Origin of the sequence: Castellaniella sp. (assembly GCF_049673105.1) — a bacterium.
Taxonomy (GTDB): Bacteria; Pseudomonadota; Gammaproteobacteria; order Burkholderiales; family Burkholderiaceae_B; genus Castellaniella.
Map to the genome: position 1 here is coordinate 128,935 of NZ_JBATXG010000006.1, position 19,457 is coordinate 148,391.

Sequence of the window (19,457 nt, forward strand, 5' to 3'; positions counted from 1 at the left end):
GCGGGGCGGGCAGCGTTCATGCGCCGCCTGCACTTTTCTTGTTGGAGGTCTTTCGCCATGTCGTTTTATCAAGAAACGCCATATCCCTGGATGTCCATCCTGCGGGCGCCGGTTTCGCGCATCGCGACCGTCGTGCGGATCGGAAGCGCGCGGCTGCTGATGCTGGCGCTGGTCGGTTTGCTGAGCGCGCCGGCGGTCCACGCTCAGACGGCGCCGACCTCGGACTGGTGGTCGGCCATCCGCCGCGATGACCTTTCCACTGTCCAGGGCATGTTGCTGCGGGGCACGGACCCGACCGCGTTTAGCCAACAGGGCAATCCGGCCTTGACGCAGGCCGCCCGCGATCAGTCCTGGCGCGTCTTCGATGTGCTGCTGATCGCGCCCGGCGTGCAAGTCGATCAGCCCAATGCCCGCGACGAGACCGCTTTGATGTACCTGTCCATCCTGGGGCAAACGGGTCGTGCGGCAGCCTTGATCCGCGCAGGCGCCCAGGTCAATCGCCTGGGGTGGACGCCGCTGCATTACGCCGCGTCCAAGGCGCAGATCGCCATGGCCCGTCAACTGATCGACTGGGGCGCGATCGTCAATGCGCCGGGGCCGGACGGCACTACGCCCCTGATGATGGCGGCCCTGTCGGGCAATCCGGACATGGCGCAGTTGCTGTTGTCGCATGGCGCCGATCCAACCATGTTCAATGCGGCGCACGAAACCGCCGCCGCCTGGGCGCTCAAGCGCAATCACACGGCGCTGGCGGCCCAGCTGGAAACCCTGGCTGACAAGGTGGCGCAACGCCGGCAAGGGCCTGCAGCCAGCGCCCCGACAGCGCCGGATGCCGCGGTCAATCAGGCGACGCCTAAAGCGGTTCCCAAGGCGGCAGAAGAGCAATCCTCGTTCTCGCGTTATTTCGACCTGAACCGTTTCGAGGATACCCCGTGACGCAGGGGCATTAATTCAAAAAAATACGGGCATGACGGGGCCGGGCGATGAAGCGTCGATGGCCCTGCGCCCGGATCTGGTCGAATTCCCGGCTGGGCATCACGACTTCGATGATTTCCTGCGTGTCTTCGCGCCGCAGTTCCAACTGGGCCAAAGGCCCGAAGGCATGAGCGCGCTGCAGATCGACCAGCAGGCCTGTGTCCGAGGGCGACTGCCCAGCCGTCGGCACCGGTTCGATCTGGATGTCGTGAGGCCGCACATAGGCGGTGCCCGGCGCGTCGGCAGCGCCATCCAGGCCCGGCATTTCAAACGCGGCGCCCCCCGTATGCAGCCGCCCGTCGCGCACACGGCCATGAAACAGATTCACATGGCCCAGAAAGCCGTAGACGAAGGCGGTTTCCGGCTGGTCATACACGGTTTGCGGCGCGCCGCACTGCTCGACCCGGCCCTTGTTCATGATGACGACTTCATCGGCGACTTCCAGGGCTTCTTCCTGGTCATGAGTGACAAACAGGCTGGTCATGTGCAGTTCATCGTGCAGCCGCCGCAGCCAGCGGCGCAGTTCTTTGCGGACCTTGGCATCCAGTGCGCCAAAGGGTTCGTCCAGCAGCAGGACGCGCGGCTCTACCGCTAGCGCCCGCGCCAGGGCGATACGCTGACGTTGCCCGCCCGATAAGGCTGCCGGACGGCGGTCGGCCAGCCAGGCCAGTTGCACCAGATCCAGCAGTCCCATGACCTTGTCCCGAATCTGGCGTTCGCAGGGCCGATCCCGGCGCGGCTTGACGCGCAGGCCGAAGGCGACGTTCTCAAACACCGTCATATGTTTGAACAAGGCATAGTGCTGAAAGACGAAGCCGACCTGGCGCTGGCGCACATGCGTGCGAGACGCATCCAGCCCGTGCAGCAGCACCTGGCCCTGGTCGGGATGCTCCAGCCCGGCGATGATGCGCAGCAGGGTGGTCTTGCCGCAGCCCGATGGCCCCAGCAAGGCCGTCAGGCGGCCATCGGGAAAGGCCAGAGACACATCGTTCAGCGCCGTGAAAGCGCCAAACTGCTTGTGGATGTGGCGGACTTCAATGCTCATGAGGACAGTTCCGATGCGGTGTGGGCGGCCTGAGCATGCAAATGCCATTCCGCCAGGGATTTCAGGGCCAGGGTCAGCAACGCCAACAGCGCCAATAGGGATGCCACGGAAAAGGCCGCGGCGAAGTTGTATTCGTTGTATAGAATCTCCACGTGCAAGGGCAGGGTGTTGGTCAGGCCGCGAATATGGCCGGACACCACCGATACCGCGCCGAATTCGCCCATGGCGCGGGCGTTGCACAGGATGACGCCATAGAACAGGCCCCAGCGGATATTGGGCAGGGTAACGTGCCAAAACACCCGCCAGCCGGATGCGCCCAGCACGATGGCGGCTTCTTCCTCGTCGCTGCCCTGAGACTGCATCAGCGGAATCAGTTCGCGCGCCACAAACGGAACCGTGACAAACACCGTGGCCAGCACGATGCCGGGCACGGCAAACAGGATCTGGATGTCGTGCGCCTGCAGCCAGGCGCCGAACCAGCCCTGAGCGCCGAACAGCAGCACGTAGATCAGGCCCGCAATCACGGGGGATACTGAAAAGGGCAGATCGATCAGGGTGATCAGCAGGTGCTTGCCCCGGAATTCGAAACGGGTGACCGACCAGGCCGCGCATACCCCGAACACCAGATTCAGGGGCACGGCAATGCCTGCCGCTGTCAGGGTCAGGCGGACGGCGGCCAGCGCATCGGGGTCGGTGATCGCCGCCATGCAGGCCGCCCAGCCCTTGGCCAGTGCCGCGTGAAAGACTGCCAGCAGGGGAATGAACAGAAACAGCAGCAGAAAGACAAAGGCGGTGCCCATCAGGATCAGACGGACCCAGCGGCCTTCAGCATCCGGGCGCGTTGCGCTCAGGCTGACGGGATCGAGTGCGATGGCAGTCATGGCGTGGGGTGCATCCTTAATCCGGACGGGCAGTCGAGTGTTGGCGCACCCAGGCCTGCAGCAGGTTGATCAGCAGCAGCAGGGTAAATGAGATGCCCAGCATCACCACGGCGATGGCCGTGGCGCCCGCGTAGTCGTACTGCTCAAGCTTGGTGATGATCAGGAGGGGCGCGATTTCGGACACCATGGGCATGTTGCCGGCGATGAAAATGACCGATCCATATTCACCCGCTGCTCTGGCGAAGGCCAAGGCGAAACCCGTCAGCAGCGCCGGCAGGATGGTCGGGAATACCACGCGGGCGAAGACCTGCAGGCGCGAGGCCCCCAGGCTGCTGGCGGCCTCCTCGTATTCGGCGGCCATGTCTTCCAGCACCGGTTGAACGGTGCGCACCACAAACGGCAGGCCGATGAAGATCAGCGCCACCACGACGCCCAGCGGTTTGAAGGCGACCTGGATGCCCAGCGGCGCCAGCAATCCTCCCAGCCAGCCTTTGGGGGCGTACAGCGCGGTCAGGGCGATCCCCGCGACGGCGGTCGGCAAGGCGAAGGGCAGGTCCACCAGCGCGTCGATCAGACGTTTGCCGGGAAAGCGGTAGCGCACCAGCACCCAGGCGACGATGCCGCCAAAGGCGACGTTCACCGCCGCCGCCAGCAAAGCGCTGCCGAAACTGAGGCGGTACGAGGCCAGCACCCTGGGGGCGCTGACCGCTCGCCAGAAGGCGTCCATCCCCATCGTGCCGGCACTCAAGACAACGGCGGACAGGGGCAAGAGGACTATCAGCCCCAGATAGCTCAGGGTCAGACCCAGGGTCAGATTGCGCCCTGGCAGGACGGGACGCACGAAGGCGCGCAAGACAGGCGGGCGCGGCATGGTTCAGTGCTCGCCCGGTTGATAGATTTGATCGAAGGTACCGCCATCGGCGAAGTGCCGCTTTTGCGCCTCGGCCCAGTTGGCCGCCACATCGCTCAGTCTGAACAGCTCGACCGGCGGGAACTGCCCGGCATGACGTTGGGCGACTGCGGGCAGGGTGGGGCGATAGTAGTGTGTCGCCGCAATTTCCTGGCCGGCCTCGGAATACAGGTAGCTCAGGTAGGCCTGCGCCACAAGACGGGTGCCCTTGGCATCCACGACCTTGTCCACCACGGCCACAGGCGGTTCGGCCAGGATGCTGACGGATGGCACGACGATATCCACCTTGTCGGGGCCCAATTCCTGGATGGCCAATAACGCTTCATTTTCCCAGCTCAACAAGACATCACCGATGCCGCGTTCGACGAAGGTCGTCGTCGCTCCGCGCGCACCGGAATCCAGCACCGGCACCTGCCGGTAGATCTGGCTGACGAACTGCCGCGCCTTGGCTTCATCGCCCCCCGGCTGGCGCAGGGCATAGCCCCAGGCCGCCAGGTAGTTCCAGCGGGCGCCGCCTGAGGTCTTGGGATTCGGGGTGATGATCTGCACGCCTGGCTGGATCAGGTCGGGCCAGTCATGTATGCCTTTGGGATTGCCCTTGCGCACCAGGAACACGATGGTGGATGTGTAGGGGGCGCTGTGTTCGGGCAGTTGCGACTGCCAATCCGCGCGGATGGGCCCACGGGCGGCAATCGCGTCGATATCCGGCGCCAGGGCCAGGGTGACGACATCGGCCTGCAGACCGTCGATGACGGAACGCGCCTGCTTGCCGGATCCCCCGTGTGATTGGCGGATCGTGACGTGATCCCCGGTCTTGTCCTGCCAGTACTGGGCGAAGGCCTGGTTGTAGGCCTGGTACAGTTCGCGGGTGGGGTCGTAGGAAACATTCAGCAGCGTCAGGTCGGCGGCATGGGCCATGCTCGCCAGGCCGACAGCTGCTGCCAGGGTCAGCAGCAAGCGCAATCGCATCAAGGGTGTCTCGTCATTCCAGTGAATCGAGATACCAGCTTAAGGAGTTCCGGCCTGAGATTGAACGAATCGTTTCGTCAAACGATATGAAGGGCGCGCATAATGCGGCCCTGCTATATAGGTATACCCCGCCGGGGATGGCGCCGACGCCGATCAGGTGGGCGGCAGGAAGGCCGGGCGCAGAATGCCTTGCAGCGCGGGGTAGGGGATCAGCAGTTCGGGCTGGCCCCAGGCATAGGGGGCGATTTCATAGGGCTGGTATTTCACGACCACGCCCTGGTCGGTCAACGCCACATTGTCGCTGGACACGAAAGGCCACATGCGGGAAAAGGTGTCGAGGCTCTGGACGGCATCGCGGTGGCTTTGCAGCCAGATGGCATGTGCTTTTTTCAAGGCCTCGTCGAAGGCCGGGCGTGCGCCGGGCGCCAGCAGATGATCAATGGTCAGCGCTTTTTCGGTTTGGTTGTCCCAGTTCAGAAACTGCGATCCCGTCATCCCATGCGCCATGCCGGTGCGGTACTGGCCGGCATTCAATTCGACCACGGTCAGGCGGTTGTTGCGATAGCGGGTGCGGGCCGCGAGCTGGGTTTCATCGCGCAATCCAGCGGTTTTCCAGAAATAGTCCTGGTAGGCCAGCACGGTATCGTATGGCGCCGGGCGCTGTGCATCCAGCCAGGTCATGGCGGCCAAGGCATGATCCACGAGTTCCGTCAGGCGTGGGTGCCCCGGGAAGGCCAGGGAATCGACGACCAGCTTGGGGCAGTCGCCTGTGCAGCCAGGGCGTTGCGCCGTCCATTTCACGGGCTGTACGAACAGGCCTTGCTGCTGCGTTTGCTGATCCAACTGCGCCGGGATCAAGGAAAGGTTGTCCTGCGGCCCGCTGGCGCAACCAGCCAGCGCCAGCGCCGTCGCCAAGACGGGCAGGGCGACGCGCCAGGCAAACGGCGAGCGGGGTGTAGACGGCGAGTGTATCGGCATGGGGCTCATCGAGGAGGGTGATACGTGTGCAAGATCGTTGGCGGAGAGAGGGTTTCAGCCAGCCTAATCGTGGATAATATGGGCTTTCCATCCGGGAGAGTCCATGATCAGAATCTACCACAACCCGCATCGCAGCATGCCAGCCTGAACATATCCAAGCCACCTCCTCCAGCTTCCAACCACTCACGAGGCGCCCGTGTTCGAGTTCATCCATCTGCTGCCCGCATGGCTCAAGTTTGTGGCGTGCGTGCTGTTTGTCGGTCTGATTACCGTTGCTGCCCTGGGCATGATGAGCGCCTTGCGCCGCTTCTGGCCGCCCGGACCCCACGGGCACAATATGGTCGCTACCATGCTGTCGGGCATTCTGGTGCCTACGGGCATGGTCGTTGCCTTGGTGGCGGCGGATATCTGGCAGCAGGATGCCAAGGGTCATGCCGCCGTCGAGCACGAGGCCAGCGCCGTGATCGACGTGCTGCGCGTTGCCAAATTCCTGCCTGGCGATCAACGTGAAAACGTCACGGGTTTGACCGACGACTACATCCGCGAGGTAGTCGAAAATGAATGGCCGATCATGTCGTCAGGTCGTTGGAGCCCGGCCGCCGAGGACTTGCTGGAAGCGCTGGTCGTCGCATCCGTGCAGATCGAGGCCGCAGCCGATCGGCTGGGCCAGCGCCGCGCCGCAGAAGAACTGCGGCGCTATGCGCATGACATCGAAAGAGCTCGCGATGATCGGCTGCTGATTGCGCGCAGTCCGGGGATCATGTCCGCAAAAGGAACCGTGGTGCTGATGCTGCTGTTCGTCGCCGCCTGCGTGCTGTGTGAACTGCATCTGCACCAACGGCGGTCGCTGGCCATAGCGATGTTGCTGTTTTCCCTCAGTTTCGGCGCCACGCTTTACCTGATCATGTCGTTCGACCGCCCCTTCATGGGCACCAACCAGATCCAGCCGGAATCTCTATCACTGCTGCTGATACGAGGATGAGTCCGGACGCAACACAGCCCCCTGCGGACTGTGTTGCGCCTGATGAATCCGCGCCGCATGCAGGCGGCGAGGTGGGCGCGTAATCAAGCAGCCGGCGTCTCGCGGTGGATCTTCAACCCCGCAAAGGACTGCGATACCGGCATCAGTTCCAGCGTATTGATGTTGACGCGGGCTGGACGGGTGGCCGTCCAGACGACGGCATCGGCAATGTCGTCCGCCGTCAAGGGATCGGCGCCTTCGTAGACGGCAGCCGCGCGGTCGGTGTCGCCCAAGCGCACCAAAGAGAATTCAGTGCCGCCGCACAGCCCCGGTTCGATATTGGTCACCCGCACCTGGGTGCCCCACAGATCGGCGCGCAAATTCAGGCTGAGCTGCCGCACGAAGGCCTTGGTCGCCCCGTAGACATTGCCGCCCGGATAGGGATGGCTGCCTGCCGTGGACCCGATATTGACGATATGCCCCTGATTGCGCTTCACCATGCCAGGCAACACCGCGTGCACCAGTCGCGTCAGACCCAGCACGTTGGTGGCGATCATGCGTTCCCAGTCGTTCAGGGAGGCTTCTTGTGCGGGCGCCACGCCCAGCGCCAAGCCAGCGTTGTTCACCAGCAGATCCAGGCCTGGAAATTGTTGCGCGATCCAGGCGCAGCCCTGGTCGATGGCTGCGGCATCGGTCACGTCCATCACCAACGGGTGAAAGGCGCTACCTAGTTCCGCCTGCAAGGTGTGCAAGCGATCCAGGCGGCGCGCCGCGCCGACAACGGTATAGCCTTCGGCAATCAGGCGACGGGAAATGGCGGCGCCGAAACCGGCGGACGCGCCGGTGACCAGAGCGATCTTAGACATGGTGATCCTTTGCGCAACAAACGGGATGAATGAAAAGCATCATCCTAGCAGAAGGATTCGCCCGGCATCGGCGGGGTGCCGGGCCTTGTCCATCAGGGCTGGACCGAGGGTGCCCCGGCAGGGAACTGGCGCAGTTTGTGCGTGACGGGCAGGCCGCGTCCCTTGATCAGGATATTCCAGTAGAACCAGGGCAGCAGCGAGCGTTTGAGCCACCAGTAAAAGCGCCGGGGCACACGCGGGTCCAGCGGCAGGCTGGGGGTGATCGTGCCGCCGTAGGTGAATTCCGCCAGCAGCACCTTGCCCCGCGAGGTCGTCAAAGGGCAGGCGGCATAGCCGTCATATGATTCCACATTGCCCGCGCCGCGCAGGGCGCTGAGCAGATTGCAGGTCAAGACCGGCGCCTGGCTCTTGATGGCAGCCGCTGTCTTGCTGTTGGGGGTGGACGTGCAGTCGCCCAGCCCGAACACGTTCGGATAGCGGGGGTGGCGCAGGGTCTGCTTGTCGACTTCCAGCCAGCCATTGGCATCGGCCAGCGGGCTTTCGCGAATGAAATCAGGCGCACTTTGCGGCGGCACCACGTGCAGGATGTCGTACGCGACTTCCTCGCGCACGGTCTGACCGTCCACCACGGATTCGAAGACGGCGATTTTGTCCTCGCCGCGCACCTGGATCAGATTGTTGCCGTAATGCGGATCCGCTCCGTAAGACGCCATGACCTTATCCAGCGCCTGGGCATAAAAGGGGATGCCAAAGATCGATGCTCCGCCCGAGCGGAATTGCAGCTTGGCGGATGTGATGCCGCGGCGGCGAAGATGATCCGCTGCCAGATACAAGGCTTTTTGCGGCGCGCCAGGGCATTTCACCGCGCCTGCAGGCTGAGTGAAGACGGCATTGCCGCCCTGGAACTGGCGGACCAATTCCCATGTATAAGGGGCCAGATCATAGCGGTAGTTGCTGGTGACGCCGTTTTTGCCCAGCGCTTCGCTGAGGCCGTCGATCGCCTGCCAGTTGATCTGAATGCCAGCGGCCACGACCAGATAGTCATAGGTCACTCGGCTGTCATCGTCCAGCACGATCTGGCGTTCGTCAGGCAGCAGACGCTCGACGCGATGAGCAATGTGACGCACGCCGGCGGGCAGGCAGTCGTGCAGGGTGCGCCGCGTGTCTTCCGCCCGATAGGCGCCGCCGCCCACCAGCGTCCAGGCCGGCTGGTAGTCGTGGTGGCGGGAAGGGTCGATGACGGCGATATCCAGATCGGATTGATTGCGGCGCAGGCGGGCGGCCACGGCGGCTCCGCCGGTGCCGGCGCCGATAATCACGACCGTGTGCTTGCGGATGGACGACGCGGGTTTGCTCATGAAGGCCTCGAATGGGTCAGGGGAGCCTGGTGCGGACGGCACGGCAGGCGATGACGCCATTCTAGGCAGTCAGCAGATGAAACAAAACGATGGATGGGCTATGTCGATATGACTGATTTCGACAACAACCCATCCTGCGTCAGGGGGATACGCTATTTGCGCGGCGCGGGCAGGGCATGCCGGATGGCACCCGGCTGGCCGGCATGAGCGCCATCCGCCGACTGCGCATCCAGCCGGAAGCCTGCCACGGCCCGCGCCAGGGTCTGCGCCTGGTCGCGCAGGCTGTCGGCAGCGGCTGCGGATTCCTGCACCAGAGCAGCATTTTGCTGAGTGGCCCCATCCAGTTGCTGGACGGCGATTTCGATCTGGCTGATTCCCAGGCTCTGCTCGTTGGTGGCGACCTTGATCTCGTTGATGATATCGGTCACGCGCTGCACTTCGGAGACGATCTTGTCCATGGCCGCGCCTGCCTGACGGACCTGTTCGCCGCCATGCGACACCTGGGTGACGTTGGTGTCGATCAGTCCCTTGATCTCGCGGGCAGACTGGGCGCTGCGCTGCGCCAGGGCGCGGACCTCGGATGCCACCACGGCAAAGCCTTTGCCATGTTCGCCCGCGCGGGCCGCCTCGACCGCGGCGTTCAGCGCCAGGATATTGGTCTGGAAGGCGATGCTGTCGATCACGCCGATGATGTCGCCGATCTTGCCGGCGTTGTCGTTGATGGCCTGCATGGTTTCGACGACCTGGTTCATCAGGGCGCCGCCCTGGTTGGCCGCGTCGCGCGCGCTGTCGGCCAGGGCCACGGCGGCGTTGCCGGCATCGGCCGTCTGTTTGACCGTGCTGGAGAGTTCTTCCATGGAGCTGGAAGTTTCCTGCAGGCTGGCGGCAGCGCCTTCGGTGCGGCGCGCCAGATCGGTATTGCCGGCGGCAATCTCGTCGGATGCGATATGCACGGAATCCGTGGTCTGGCGGATGCTGCGCAGCGTGCCGGCGATCTTGTCCACGAACTGGTTGAACGAGGCGCCGACCTGGGCCAGTTCGTCCTGGCCGGTTTGGTCCAGGCGCCGGGTCAGGTCGCCTTCGCCGGAAGCGATGTCCTGCAAGGCGTCTTTCAAGTTGCCCAGGCGACGCAACAATACGCGTGTCAGGGTTGCCAGCACTGCGGCGGCCAGCAGAATCATCAGCACGCCGGTGATGATGGCTTGGGTGCGCATTTGGCGCACCCCGGCCAGCACGTCATCTTGGTTCAGCGCTATCACCAGCGTCCAGTCCGTACCCTGGATGCGCGTGGCCGATAGCCAATAGACGGGGCCGGCGATGATGGTGTCGCCCATCTCGCCTGGGTGATCGGCCAGTGTGCGCAGGCGTGGGACGTCGTAGCGCGGGAACACATCGGTGGCGGGCTTCAGGGTAAGCCCCGGATCGGGGTGGGCGATGATTTTTCCGTCGCCCGCCACCAGATAGGCGAAGCTGTTTTCAGTCGGGCGCAGGGCGCGCGTGCTGGCAATGATGTCGTCCAGGGTGATGTCGCCGGCGATTACTGCCTGGGTCTTGCCATTGGCCTGCAGCGGCACGGCGACGCTCAGGACCAGGGCGTCGGACGCGGCGTCCTGATAGGGGGTCGTCAGAATGGGTTTGCCGGCCTTGGTCGCGTCCATGTACCAGGGGCGTTTGCCGGGGTCATAGTCCGGCGGCAGATTCATCGGCGCATTGGACTTCATCTGCGGGATTCCCGCCCGGCCTACATAAGTCTGCAGGAAGCGCCCCGATTGCTGCGCTTGTTGCAGGTATGATTCGGGTTGCTCCGACAAGGCCACCGGGGTCAGCGAGACCAGGATGTCGGTCTTGTCTCGGGCCCAGCTTTCGATTTCGCGCGCGTTGCTGTGGATCAGGCTGCTGGTCTGTGATCCGACCAGGTCTTTGATGGTTTGCTGAGCGGACAGAACGTTAGCCGTCGCCAGCAAAATCATGGCGACCGCAATCGTCAGTGTCGACGCCAGCACAACTTTGGCGCGAATGGATAAGGAACGAATACCCACGGCCTAATTTCCTATAGATATAAAGAAGAATGAGTTTATTGAAAGTCCTGATAAGGAGTTACGACAATCCTGAGGACCGGGCGTATTGTAGTGATTGCCTTGTCGTCGCCTTTGGCTGATTAACGCGTATTCCTTGCCCCACCTCGTCCTGCTGACCATGAAACATCTGCATCCTTCTCATACGCTCGAAACCCTGTCGGTCTTCATCGAAGGCAAAGTCCAGGGGGTGGGATTCCGGGCGGCCACCGTGCGGCGCGCGCACGATTTGAAGCTGGGCGGCTGGGTGCGCAATGTGCCCGATGGCCGCGTGGAAGCGCTGCTGCAGGGGAATCATGCGGAAGTCGATCAGATGCTGTCCTGGTTGCTGCAAGGGCCGCCGGCGGCACAAGTCACCCACGTTCAGCACCAGGAAATCCAGACCGAACGGCACTATGATCGTTTTGAACAAATGTAGGGATCAGGGGCTGTTCATCACGTTACAGGAACTAATCCGCGTCAAGTGCGTCCAATCCTGCATCCTTTCCACGACCAAGAAATACATCTTATGAAATCCCTTTCACTGTCCGGCCTGTTGGCCATCGGCACGCTGGGCATGGGCCTGAACGTCCATGCAGGCCAAGCCATCACGGTTCACCAGGATCCGAATTGCGGTTGCTGCCACGGCTGGGCGGAACACATGCGGGCCGAAGGCTTCGACGTCCGCGAGGTGTTGACGAACGATATCGTGCAGATCAAGACCCAGTCAGGCGTCCCGATGGAACTGGCGTCCTGCCATACGGCCAAAATCGAATCCAGCGGCCAGATCGTCGAAGGCCATGTGCCGGCATCGGTGGTGCGCAAGCTGCTGGCCGCGCCTCAGGTGCGAGGTGTGGCTGCGCCCGGCATGCCCCAGAACGCGCCCGGCATGGGCGCGCTGGACGGCAATCTGGTGACAGTGGACTTCCAGGGCAAGCCGTTTTCCCGGGACTAAGCCCCGGTCCGGGCTGATCCCGACGGATCAGTTCGGGCGTCCCGCGCCAGGCGGCGCCCCATCGGCAGGCTTGGGCTGGGCCGATGCCTTGGGCGCATCGCCAGCTGCGGGCTTTTCAACGACCAGTTCCACCCGGCGGTTGCGCGCCCGCCCATCGGCTGTCCGATTGCTGGCGATCGACCGGGTATCCGCATAGCCGACCGCCTTCAGGTGCGCCTTGTCGATGCCGTTGGCTTCGAGATAGCGCACCACGCTGCCCGCCCGGGCGGTGGACAACTCCCAGTTGGACGGGTAGCGCCCGTTATTGCGGACCGGCACGGAATCGGTATGCCCCTCGACCACGATGTCGTAGCCGTCCTTGGATAAGACTTCGGCCATGCGCTTGAGCACCGCCAGCCCGTGCGGGCTGAGATCCGCCTGGCCGGTGCCAAAGAGGATTTCATTATTGATGCGCAGGCTCACCGAGCGCTGATTGATGATGACCTCAACCTCGCTGCCCAGTTCGTCCAGCGGCAGGGCCGCCGCCAGGGATTCGCCTTCGGAATGCGAGTCATCCGCCGGCGGCGCGGGCGGGGCGGATTGTGCATGAGGGGCCGGCGGGGGCGTCTGGGACGTGTTCTGCACCGACGCTGGTGCGGCGGTCGGCGGTGTCTTGGCTTCCGCCGTTGGCGGTGTGGCGGATTCCGCTGCCGGGGAAGCGACCGCCGCGCCGTGAGGCGCAGGCGTCGCGGCGGGTTCTGTGGCGGCAGGTGCAGCGGCGGGCGCGGGTTCTGATGCAGGCGGGGCTGTCTGAATAGCGGGTTCGGGCGCCGGTTCAGGAACCGGTGCGGGTTTCGGCGCCAGGTCCATCGGCGTCGGATAGGCGGATGCCAGCGCAGCGACAGAAGCCGGGGGATAGCCGGATTGCTCGAAGGCGGAATCGGGAGCAGCCGGGTAGGGGGACGCAACATCCGGAGCAGGGATGTCGGTCGGCAGCGTGTCGGCTGGTGTCGGGTCGGGCAGGGCGGACGCAGCCTGCGGGGCGGGGTCTTTCGTGGATGCGGGGGCCGCCGCCACGATGGGAGCGGGCGCCGCTGCGCCTGGCTGGTCGTGTCGCGCCAGGGTGCCGGAGAACGCCAGCATGACGATCATGGCGACCAGCAGCAGCGTCATCATGTCCAGATACGTCAGAAACCAGCCTTCTTCCTGCTGAAGCGGCGCACCGGCTTCCAGCCCCCAGCGTGCGGCGGAATCGGGATGGGCCTTCAGGCGGCGCTGCGCCTGGCGGGCCCGCTGCAGTTCGGCCTCGAGTTCGTGCATGCGCTGCGCGAACTCGCGGGCGGGTTGCAGTTCAAGCGGCCCGGATTTCATGAGGTCTGTTCCGCCGTGCGGGGCGCGGAATCACTGTCCTTGATTTCGTCGCGCACATCGGCGACGAAGGCTTTGAGCGTTTCGCGCATCAGCGTGGGGCTGCGTTTCTGGCTCATCATGGAAATGCCTTGCATGATGGTGTTCATCAGCACCAGCCGCTGTTCCGTGCGGCGTTCGAGCTTGACGGCGATGGGTTTGAAGACCAGATTGGCCAGCAGCACCCCGTAGAACGTGGTCATCAGGGCCAGAGCCATCTGCCGCCCGATGGCGGTAATGTCGCCGCCGCCCAGCAGGAACAGCAGATTCACCAGGCCGACCAGTGTGCCGACCATCCCAAAGGCCGGCGCAAAGCCCGCCATGACGCGAAACAGCTGTGCTTCGGCGTGTTCTTTGGCTTTCATGCGGGCGGTGCGCCATTGCAGCAGATCGATGATGTCCTGTTCCGGGACATTGTCGATGACCAGCTGCACGCCGCTGCGCAAAAAGGGATTGGAGACTTTTTCCAGCGCCTGTTCAACAGAGCGGATGTCGCTTTGCATCCAGATCTTGGCGATGGCCACCAGATCTTCCAGGTCGCGGTCCACATGCAGTTTTTCGTTGTGCACGACGCTGCGCATCAGGCCGAAGATGCGCATGACTTCACGCAGCGGATAGGCGATGAACGTCGCCGCTGCCGTACCCAGCAGCACGATACCCAGGCCGGGCAGATCGATGAACAGCTGGGGATCTTCCGTGGAAAACGCCAGGACGACAGCCAACAGCAAGATGCTGGCGACGATGCCGATCAGAGTCGAAGGATTGATACGCATGGCGGTCAGCAAGGCCTGCAGAAGAACAAGGAAGTTAGCATCTTACCGTGATCCGCCTTGAGGCCATACCGGCAATGAGCGTCACCATCGGCATGCTGTTCAAGCAGGAATGCCCGGATGAGCTGGATTCCAAGCCCTCAGGTAATTCGTATAATGTGTATTATGTAAAGTCATAAATGGCAGTGGCCATGCATGGTCATGCCGTCCTGTCGCTGCCGATCAGAACGGCATATCGGCGGGACACCGGCATCGACATCACGCCCGCTGCCTTTCGTTGAAGCCCACCCAGCGCTGCACCGAGGATCTGGCCCACTGGTGGTGCACATAGTCGGCCAGTCTTTGTGGCACCGTATCCCCGCCTGACACTAAACGGTTCAGCATGAACGCCAGATCGAAGTCGGCGATGCACCAGGCGCCGAATAGTGATTTGCCTGCCGCCGGCAGCAGTTGTTCGGCGACCTGAATCAGTTTGTCGGCGGCCTGGCGGGCGCCGTCGCCAAGAGGTGGCAAAGTTTGGGATGGGCGCTCGAACAAAATTTCCGATGATCGTTCCTGACGCAAGGGCATCAGGTCCGAACGCACCCAGGCCTGAATCTGGCGAGCCCTGGCGCGCTGCCGGGGATCCTGAGGCAACAGCGCCGGCCCGGCAAAGGCTTCGTTCACGTATTCGATGATCGCGGTCGATTCCGCCAGGCCGTAGCCGTCATGCACTAGCGCCGGCACCTTGCCCGTCACGGACAGCGCGCCGTAGGCGGCCTGACGCTGCTCTCCCCGCCCCAGGTCGACCGGAGTCATCTCGAACGTCAAGCCTTTTTCGGTCAAGGCCACGAATACCGACATGGCATACGGGCTGATGAAGCGGGAATCGGTGTACAGCATCAGGGAATCAGACATGGCGAGGCTCCATGCAAAGGAAATGGTCAGCGTAGTTTAGTGGTCGTGCATGAATCGGTTCTGAATACATGATCCCAGAACGGGGTCGTGACGCCATACCAGCCCTCGACGCCTGGGTGGTGGTGCCGTGCATGGTCTTTTTTACGAGCCTGCATCCAGGAACCAGAGCGCGCTTTCCAGTGATGCGAGGCATGATGGACGATGGTGTACAGCAGGTAACCCGTCACCACGCCCAGCGTGGCGGCCAGCGCCACCCAACGATCGGTGCCCAGCGACAGCGGCCAGAACACCAGCACGCCAAACAGCAGCAGGCTCGCGGGCGTGGACGTGCCGATCAAGGCAAAGGGGCGCTGGTGGTGCTGTTCGTGCCACCTCTTGAAAGGCTGCAGACCGTGCAGCACGAACCGGTGCAGGCCGTATTCGATCAGACTCCAGGCAAAGAACCCCAGGATCGCCGCCAGCAGCAAGACCCAGACCGGGCCGGGATCCCGCCACAGCATGATCCCGATTCCCCCGGCAATGACAGTGGGGTACAGGACAAAATCCGCAAAGTACACGACCCGAGGTTGTTCCAGCTTGAAAAGCGCCATGGCGAACTCATATTCGATGGACTGTTACCAGTATAGGGTGTCCCTCGGGAAATCCCTAACCTTAAACGTCGATTGATGACTCCATCGTATAAAGAATGCGAGTTTGGTCGAGCGGATGCGCGCCCCGCAGTGGGGATGGCCGACATGCCCAGTGGCTTTGTCGTATGATCGTTGGGTTCATTTTCTCTTTTTTTAAGCTTGCATCCATCATGCCTTCAGGTACCCGAATCGTTGAATTCGACCGCCCGGACATGGCCAGCGGAACCCTGGGCGTCGCCGAAGCCTGGGCCCGGGTCAACCCTCCCCTGTCCCCCGAAGACCGCGAATTCCAGAAAGACCGCATCCGCGCCCTGCTGAAATCACGCAATGCGGTGTTGGTGGCTCACTATTATGTCGATGCCGATATCCAGGACCTGGCCGAGGAAACCGGCGGCTGCGTGTCGGATTCGCTGGAAATGGCGCGCTTCGGACGCGATCACGCCGCCGACACTCTGGTGGTGTCCGGGGTGCGGTTCATGGGCGAAACGGCCAAGATCCTCAGCCCTGAAAAGCGCATCCTGATGCCCGATCTGGATGCGACCTGTTCCCTGGACCTGGGCTGCGATCCGATCGCCTTTCGCCAGTTTCGGGCGCAACACCCGGATCGGGTCGTCGTGGTCTATGCCAATACCAGCGCGGCGGTAAAAGCTCAGGCCGATTGGATGGTAACGTCCTCGATCGGGCTGGACATCGTGGCGGACCTGCATCGCCAGGGGAAAAAGATCCTCTGGGCGCCGGATCGCCATCTGGGTTCCTACATCCAGCGACAGACGGGCGCCGACATGGTGCTTTGGCAGGGTTCCTGTACCGTGCACGATGAATTCAAAGGCATCGAACTCGACCTGCTGCGTCAGGAACACCCCGACGCCCTGATTCTGGTGCACCCGGAATCCCCGGCGGGCGTGGTGGCCCAGGCGGACGTCGTCGGTTCCACGTCACGCCTGCTGGCTGCCGTCACGGAATTTCCGGCCACGACCTTCATCGTCGCCACCGATCAGGGGCTGCTGCATAAAATGCGGCTGGCCGCGCCCGGTAAAACTTTCATCGCGGCCCCCACCGCCGGCGAATCGGCCACCTGCAAGAGCTGCGCCCACTGCCCCTGGATGGCCATGAATTCCCTCAAGGGCATTGCAGATGCGCTGGAATTCAATCACAACGAAGTCCACTTGGACCCTGCCCTGGGTCGGCAAGCCAAGGTCTGCATCGACCGGATGCTGGATTTCGCGGCGACCCATCGCCGTCAGATCCGCCCCAGCGCCGATCTGGCGCAGGAACAGGCCCTGTTCGCCAAGGTAGGCCCTGCATGAGCACTTCTACCTTGCGCAATCCCCATGCACCCTTCCCTCCTGGTCTGCAAGCGGCATTCGATGCCCATATCGATCAGGCCTTGGCGGAAGACATCGGTACCGGCGACGTCACCGGGCTGCTGATCCCCGAAGAGCAGGTCGAAGCCGCCCAGGTCATCGTGCGCGAACCGGCGGTGCTGTGCGGCGCCCCCTGGTTCGAAGCCGTCATGCACCGGATCGACGAGCGCATCCTGCTGGATTGGGCGTATGCCGAAGGCGACTGGATGGAAGCGGGTTCGGTGGTCTGTCGGCTGCACGGTCCGGCCCGCGCTCTGCTGACGGCGGAACGCACCGCCCTGAATTTTCTGCAGTTATTTTCCGGTGTGGCGACCGCCACTCGTCGCTATGCGGATCTGACCAGCGGTACGCGCGCTACCGTGCTGGATACGCGCAAGACGTTGCCCGGCCTGCGCCAGGGGCAGAAATATGCCGTGCGTGTCGGCGGCGGTCGAAATCAGCGCCTGGCCTTGTATGACGGGGTATTGATCAAGGAAAACCACATCGCCGCTGCCGGTGGGATCGCCCACGCGCTTCAGGCGGCCCAAGCCCTGCCCTACGATGTGCCGGTGCAAATCGAAGTCGAAAGTCTGGACGAATTGCAGCAGGCTCTGGATGCCGGTGCGGTATCCGTGCTGCTGGACAATTTCACCCTGGACGATCTGCGGGCAGCGGTGGCATTGAACCAGGGCCGCGCCCTGCTGGAAGCGTCCGGCGGCATCACGCACGAGACGGTCCGCGCCATCGCGCAGACGGGCGTCGACCGGATTTCGGTCGGCAGCCTGACCAAGGACATCAAAGCGGTCGATTATTCGATGCGGATTCTTTGAATCCGCATCCTGTCAGCGAAAGCCCTCTTCCGGCGTCATCACCGTGGGCAAAGCCCGCGGCAGCGTCCAGGGGTAATCCTGACAGTAGTGCAGCCCCCGGCTTTCCTTGCGCGATAGCGCCGCCGCCACGACCATCGCCGCCACCTGGATCAGGTTGCGGCATTCCAGCAGATCGCTGGTGACGCGGTATTCCTGGTAGTAGGCCTCGATTTCCTGTTCCAGCAGATTGATGCGCTGGCGGGCGCGGTTCAGGCGCTTTTGCGTGCGCACAATGCCCACATAGTTGGACATCAGGCGACGGACTTCGTCCCACGCATGGGTGACCAGCACCGCTTCCGCGCCGTCTCGAGCGCGACTGTCATCCCAGTCCGGGACCTGCCCTGCAATGGCCTCGGGCCTTGCCTGGGCGTCGATCGCGTGCGCGGCATTGCGACCGATCACCAGGCATTCCAGCAGTGAATTGCTGGCCAGGCGATTAGCCCCATGCAGCCCCGTGTACGCGGTTTCACCCACTGCGTACAAGCCGGGGATGTCCGTGCGGCCATCCAGATTGATCACCACGCCACCACAGGTGAAGTGCATGGCGGGCACGACGGGAATCGGCTCGCGCGTCATATCGATGCCGAATTCCAGGCAATGCGCATGGATGGAGGGAAAGTGTTCGCGGATGAATTCAGGCGACCGGTGACTGATGTCCAGTTCCACGTGCGTCAAGCCGCGTTTTTTGATTTCGAAGTCGATGGCGCGGGCCACCACGTCGCGCGGGGCCAGCTCCAGTCGTTCATCGTGCCATTGCATGAAACGTTCGCCCGCCTGTGCCCCCGCGCCTGCGGGAAGGCGCAGCACCCCGCCCTCGCCGCGCACGGCTTCGGAAATCAGGAAGGATTTAGCCTGCGGGTGGTACATGCAGGTCGGATGGAATTGCATGAATTCCATATTGGCGACCCGGCAGCCGGCGCGCCAGGCCATGGCAATGCCATCCCCCGTGGAGGTATCGGGATTGCTGGTGTGCAGATAGACCTTGCCCGCGCCGCCGGTGGCCAGCACCACATGGCTGGCCAGGATGGTGCGCACCTGGTCGTTGTGTTCGTCGTAGACATACGCCCCCAGGCAGCGCGCCGGCGCTTCGGGACGGGCCGGCGCCTGGGGTTCCAGGATGCGGCTGGTGATCAGCTCGACGCCGGAATGGTATTCCAGCAAGGTAATGTTGCGGTGCGCGCGAACTTGTTGTTCCAGTGTCAGCTGCACCAGATGGCCGGTCTCGTCGGCGGCGTGGATGATGCGCCGCTGGCTGTGCCCGCCCTCGCGGGTCAGGTGAAAGCCCAGTTCGGCGCCCTGATCAGGCGTAAAGGGCACACCCAGTTCGATCAGCCAATCGATCGCCGAGGGGCCTTGTTCGACGATGTGGCGCGTGGCTTCCACATCGCACAGACCGGCGCCGGCCACCTGAGTATCACTCATGTGCTTGTCATGGCTGTCCTGGGAATCCAGCACGGCGGCAATGCCACCCTGCGCCCAGTTGCTGGCGCCGTCGAGCAAGGCCTTTTTCGACAGCACGGCCACCTTTTTATCGGCAGCCAGATGCAGGGCGACGGTCAGGCCGGCCAGGCCGCTGCCGATGATCAGGACATCGTAATGAGCTTGGTTCAT

General features: G+C 63.3%; 19 protein-coding genes. 6 read left to right on the top strand and 13 right to left on the bottom strand.

Features of this window, described 5'->3' with window-relative positions:
* The first annotated feature begins 57 nt into the window (after positions 1–57).
* Positions 58–936 (top strand): ankyrin repeat domain-containing protein, encoded by an 879-nt coding sequence (locus WBF69_RS01935; RefSeq protein ID WP_424260658.1) that lies wholly within the window; start codon positions 58–60, stop codon positions 934–936.
* A 10-nt stretch (positions 937–946) separates the two neighbouring features.
* Here WBF69_RS01935 and WBF69_RS01940 read toward each other — a convergent pair whose 3' ends face one another.
* The 5 genes from WBF69_RS01940 to WBF69_RS01960 all read right to left on the bottom strand — a co-directional run bounded on the left by WBF69_RS01940 (position 947) and on the right by WBF69_RS01960 (position 5,758).
* Positions 947–2,020, bottom strand: a complete 1,074-nt coding sequence (locus WBF69_RS01940) for a sulfate/molybdate ABC transporter ATP-binding protein (RefSeq protein WP_424260660.1) — start codon at positions 2,018–2,020, stop codon at positions 947–949.
* Positions 2,017–2,901, bottom strand: a complete 885-nt coding sequence (cysW, locus tag WBF69_RS01945; protein ID WP_424260662.1) for a sulfate ABC transporter permease subunit CysW — start codon at positions 2,899–2,901, stop codon at positions 2,017–2,019. Before cysW ends, WBF69_RS01940 begins: the two co-directional genes overlap by 4 nt.
* A gap of 16 nt (positions 2,902–2,917) precedes the next feature.
* Entirely contained in the window at positions 2,918–3,772 is an 855-nt protein-coding gene (gene cysT / locus WBF69_RS01950; protein ID WP_424260664.1) for a sulfate ABC transporter permease subunit CysT, read from the bottom strand.
* A gap of 3 nt (positions 3,773–3,775) precedes the next feature.
* Positions 3,776–4,780: a sulfate ABC transporter substrate-binding protein gene (locus WBF69_RS01955; RefSeq protein WP_424260666.1), complete on the bottom strand. Its 1,005-nt coding sequence runs from the start codon at positions 4,778–4,780 to the stop codon at positions 3,776–3,778.
* Positions 4,781–4,933: 153 nt separating this feature from the next.
* Positions 4,934–5,758 (bottom strand): RsiV family protein, encoded by an 825-nt coding sequence (locus WBF69_RS01960; protein ID WP_424260668.1) that lies wholly within the window; start codon positions 5,756–5,758, stop codon positions 4,934–4,936.
* Positions 5,759–5,954: 196 nt separating this feature from the next.
* Between WBF69_RS01960 and WBF69_RS01965 the strand changes: the two genes are divergently transcribed.
* Positions 5,955–6,740 carry a hypothetical protein gene (locus WBF69_RS01965; RefSeq protein WP_424260669.1) on the top strand — a complete coding sequence of 262 codons (786 nt, stop codon included), beginning with the start codon at positions 5,955–5,957 and terminating at the stop codon, positions 6,738–6,740.
* 83 nt (positions 6,741–6,823) lie between these two features.
* Here the strand turns inward: WBF69_RS01965 and WBF69_RS01970 are convergent, their stop codons facing one another.
* The 3 genes from WBF69_RS01970 to WBF69_RS01980 all read right to left on the bottom strand — a co-directional run bounded on the left by WBF69_RS01970 (position 6,824) and on the right by WBF69_RS01980 (position 10,982).
* Positions 6,824–7,585 (bottom strand): SDR family NAD(P)-dependent oxidoreductase, encoded by a 762-nt coding sequence (locus tag WBF69_RS01970; protein ID WP_424260671.1) that lies wholly within the window; start codon positions 7,583–7,585, stop codon positions 6,824–6,826.
* Between the two features lie 92 nt (positions 7,586–7,677).
* Positions 7,678–8,943 carry an NAD(P)/FAD-dependent oxidoreductase gene (locus WBF69_RS01975; protein ID WP_424260673.1) on the bottom strand — a complete coding sequence of 422 codons (1,266 nt, stop codon included), beginning with the start codon at positions 8,941–8,943 and terminating at the stop codon, positions 7,678–7,680.
* A gap of 152 nt (positions 8,944–9,095) precedes the next feature.
* A complete protein-coding gene (locus WBF69_RS01980) occupies positions 9,096–10,982 on the bottom strand; it encodes a methyl-accepting chemotaxis protein (protein ID WP_424260675.1) in 1,887 nt (628 codons plus the stop codon).
* Between the two features lie 157 nt (positions 10,983–11,139).
* Between WBF69_RS01980 and WBF69_RS01985 the strand changes: the two genes are divergently transcribed.
* Positions 11,140–11,436, top strand: coding sequence for an acylphosphatase (locus WBF69_RS01985; RefSeq protein WP_424260873.1), 297 nt, complete (start codon positions 11,140–11,142; stop codon positions 11,434–11,436).
* 90 nt (positions 11,437–11,526) lie between these two features.
* Positions 11,527–11,952, top strand: a complete 426-nt coding sequence (locus WBF69_RS01990) for a DUF411 domain-containing protein (protein WP_424260677.1) — start codon at positions 11,527–11,529, stop codon at positions 11,950–11,952.
* A 27-nt stretch (positions 11,953–11,979) separates the two neighbouring features.
* Here WBF69_RS01990 and WBF69_RS01995 read toward each other — a convergent pair whose 3' ends face one another.
* The 4 genes from WBF69_RS01995 to WBF69_RS02010 form a co-directional block, all read right to left on the bottom strand.
* On the bottom strand, positions 11,980–13,302 hold the full coding sequence (locus tag WBF69_RS01995; protein ID WP_424260679.1) for an OmpA family protein: 1,323 nt from the start codon (positions 13,300–13,302) through the stop codon (positions 11,980–11,982).
* Entirely contained in the window at positions 13,299–14,105 is an 807-nt protein-coding gene (locus WBF69_RS02000) for a motility protein A (RefSeq protein ID WP_424260875.1), read from the bottom strand. The genes WBF69_RS01995 and WBF69_RS02000 overlap by 4 nt, the downstream gene beginning before the upstream one ends.
* Positions 14,106–14,366: 261 nt before the next feature.
* On the bottom strand, positions 14,367–15,005 hold the full coding sequence (gene yfcF, locus WBF69_RS02005) for a glutathione transferase (protein WP_424260681.1): 639 nt from the start codon (positions 15,003–15,005) through the stop codon (positions 14,367–14,369).
* 26 nt (positions 15,006–15,031) lie between these two features.
* Entirely contained in the window at positions 15,032–15,595 is a 564-nt protein-coding gene (locus WBF69_RS02010; protein WP_424260683.1) for a sterol desaturase family protein, read from the bottom strand.
* A gap of 209 nt (positions 15,596–15,804) precedes the next feature.
* Between WBF69_RS02010 and nadA the strand changes: the two genes are divergently transcribed.
* Together nadA and nadC are read left to right on the top strand one after the other, a co-directional pair.
* The gene (gene nadA / locus WBF69_RS02015) at positions 15,805–16,941 is read left to right on the top strand and encodes a quinolinate synthase NadA (protein WP_424260685.1); all 1,137 of its coding nucleotides are present in this window, start codon (positions 15,805–15,807) and stop codon (positions 16,939–16,941) included.
* Positions 16,938–17,807, top strand: coding sequence for a carboxylating nicotinate-nucleotide diphosphorylase (gene nadC / locus WBF69_RS02020; protein ID WP_424260687.1), 870 nt, complete (start codon positions 16,938–16,940; stop codon positions 17,805–17,807). The genes nadA and nadC overlap by 4 nt, the downstream gene beginning before the upstream one ends.
* Positions 17,808–17,819: 12 nt before the next feature.
* On the opposite strand, the gene nadB is transcribed toward nadC, so the two are convergent.
* Positions 17,820–19,457, bottom strand: a complete 1,638-nt coding sequence (nadB, locus tag WBF69_RS02025) for an L-aspartate oxidase (protein WP_424260689.1) — start codon at positions 19,455–19,457, stop codon at positions 17,820–17,822.

Coding starts and splice junctions, on each gene's coding strand:
- WBF69_RS01935 (WP_424260658.1), top strand. CDS start 58: ATGTCGTTTTATCAAGAAACGCCATATCCCTGGATGTCCATCCTGCGG.
- WBF69_RS01940 (WP_424260660.1), bottom strand. CDS start 2,020: ATGAGCATTGAAGTCCGCCACATCCACAAGCAGTTTGGCGCTTTCACG.
- cysW (WP_424260662.1), bottom strand. CDS start 2,901: ATGACTGCCATCGCACTCGATCCCGTCAGCCTGAGCGCAACGCGCCCG.
- cysT (WP_424260664.1), bottom strand. CDS start 3,772: ATGCCGCGCCCGCCTGTCTTGCGCGCCTTCGTGCGTCCCGTCCTGCCA.
- WBF69_RS01955 (WP_424260666.1), bottom strand. CDS start 4,780: ATGCGATTGCGCTTGCTGCTGACCCTGGCAGCAGCTGTCGGCCTGGCG.
- WBF69_RS01960 (WP_424260668.1), bottom strand. CDS start 5,758: ATGCCGATACACTCGCCGTCTACACCCCGCTCGCCGTTTGCCTGGCGC.
- WBF69_RS01970 (WP_424260671.1), bottom strand. CDS start 7,585: ATGTCTAAGATCGCTCTGGTCACCGGCGCGTCCGCCGGTTTCGGCGCC.
- WBF69_RS01975 (WP_424260673.1), bottom strand. CDS start 8,943: ATGAGCAAACCCGCGTCGTCCATCCGCAAGCACACGGTCGTGATTATC.
- WBF69_RS01985 (WP_424260873.1), top strand. CDS start 11,140: ATGAAACATCTGCATCCTTCTCATACGCTCGAAACCCTGTCGGTCTTC.
- WBF69_RS01990 (WP_424260677.1), top strand. CDS start 11,527: ATGAAATCCCTTTCACTGTCCGGCCTGTTGGCCATCGGCACGCTGGGC.
- WBF69_RS01995 (WP_424260679.1), bottom strand. CDS start 13,302: ATGAAATCCGGGCCGCTTGAACTGCAACCCGCCCGCGAGTTCGCGCAG.
- yfcF (WP_424260681.1), bottom strand. CDS start 15,005: ATGTCTGATTCCCTGATGCTGTACACCGATTCCCGCTTCATCAGCCCG.
- WBF69_RS02010 (WP_424260683.1), bottom strand. CDS start 15,595: ATGGCGCTTTTCAAGCTGGAACAACCTCGGGTCGTGTACTTTGCGGAT.
- nadA (WP_424260685.1), top strand. CDS start 15,805: ATGCCTTCAGGTACCCGAATCGTTGAATTCGACCGCCCGGACATGGCC.
- nadC (WP_424260687.1), top strand. CDS start 16,938: ATGAGCACTTCTACCTTGCGCAATCCCCATGCACCCTTCCCTCCTGGT.
- nadB (WP_424260689.1), bottom strand. CDS start 19,457: ATGAACCAAGCTCATTACGATGTCCTGATCATCGGCAGCGGCCTGGCC.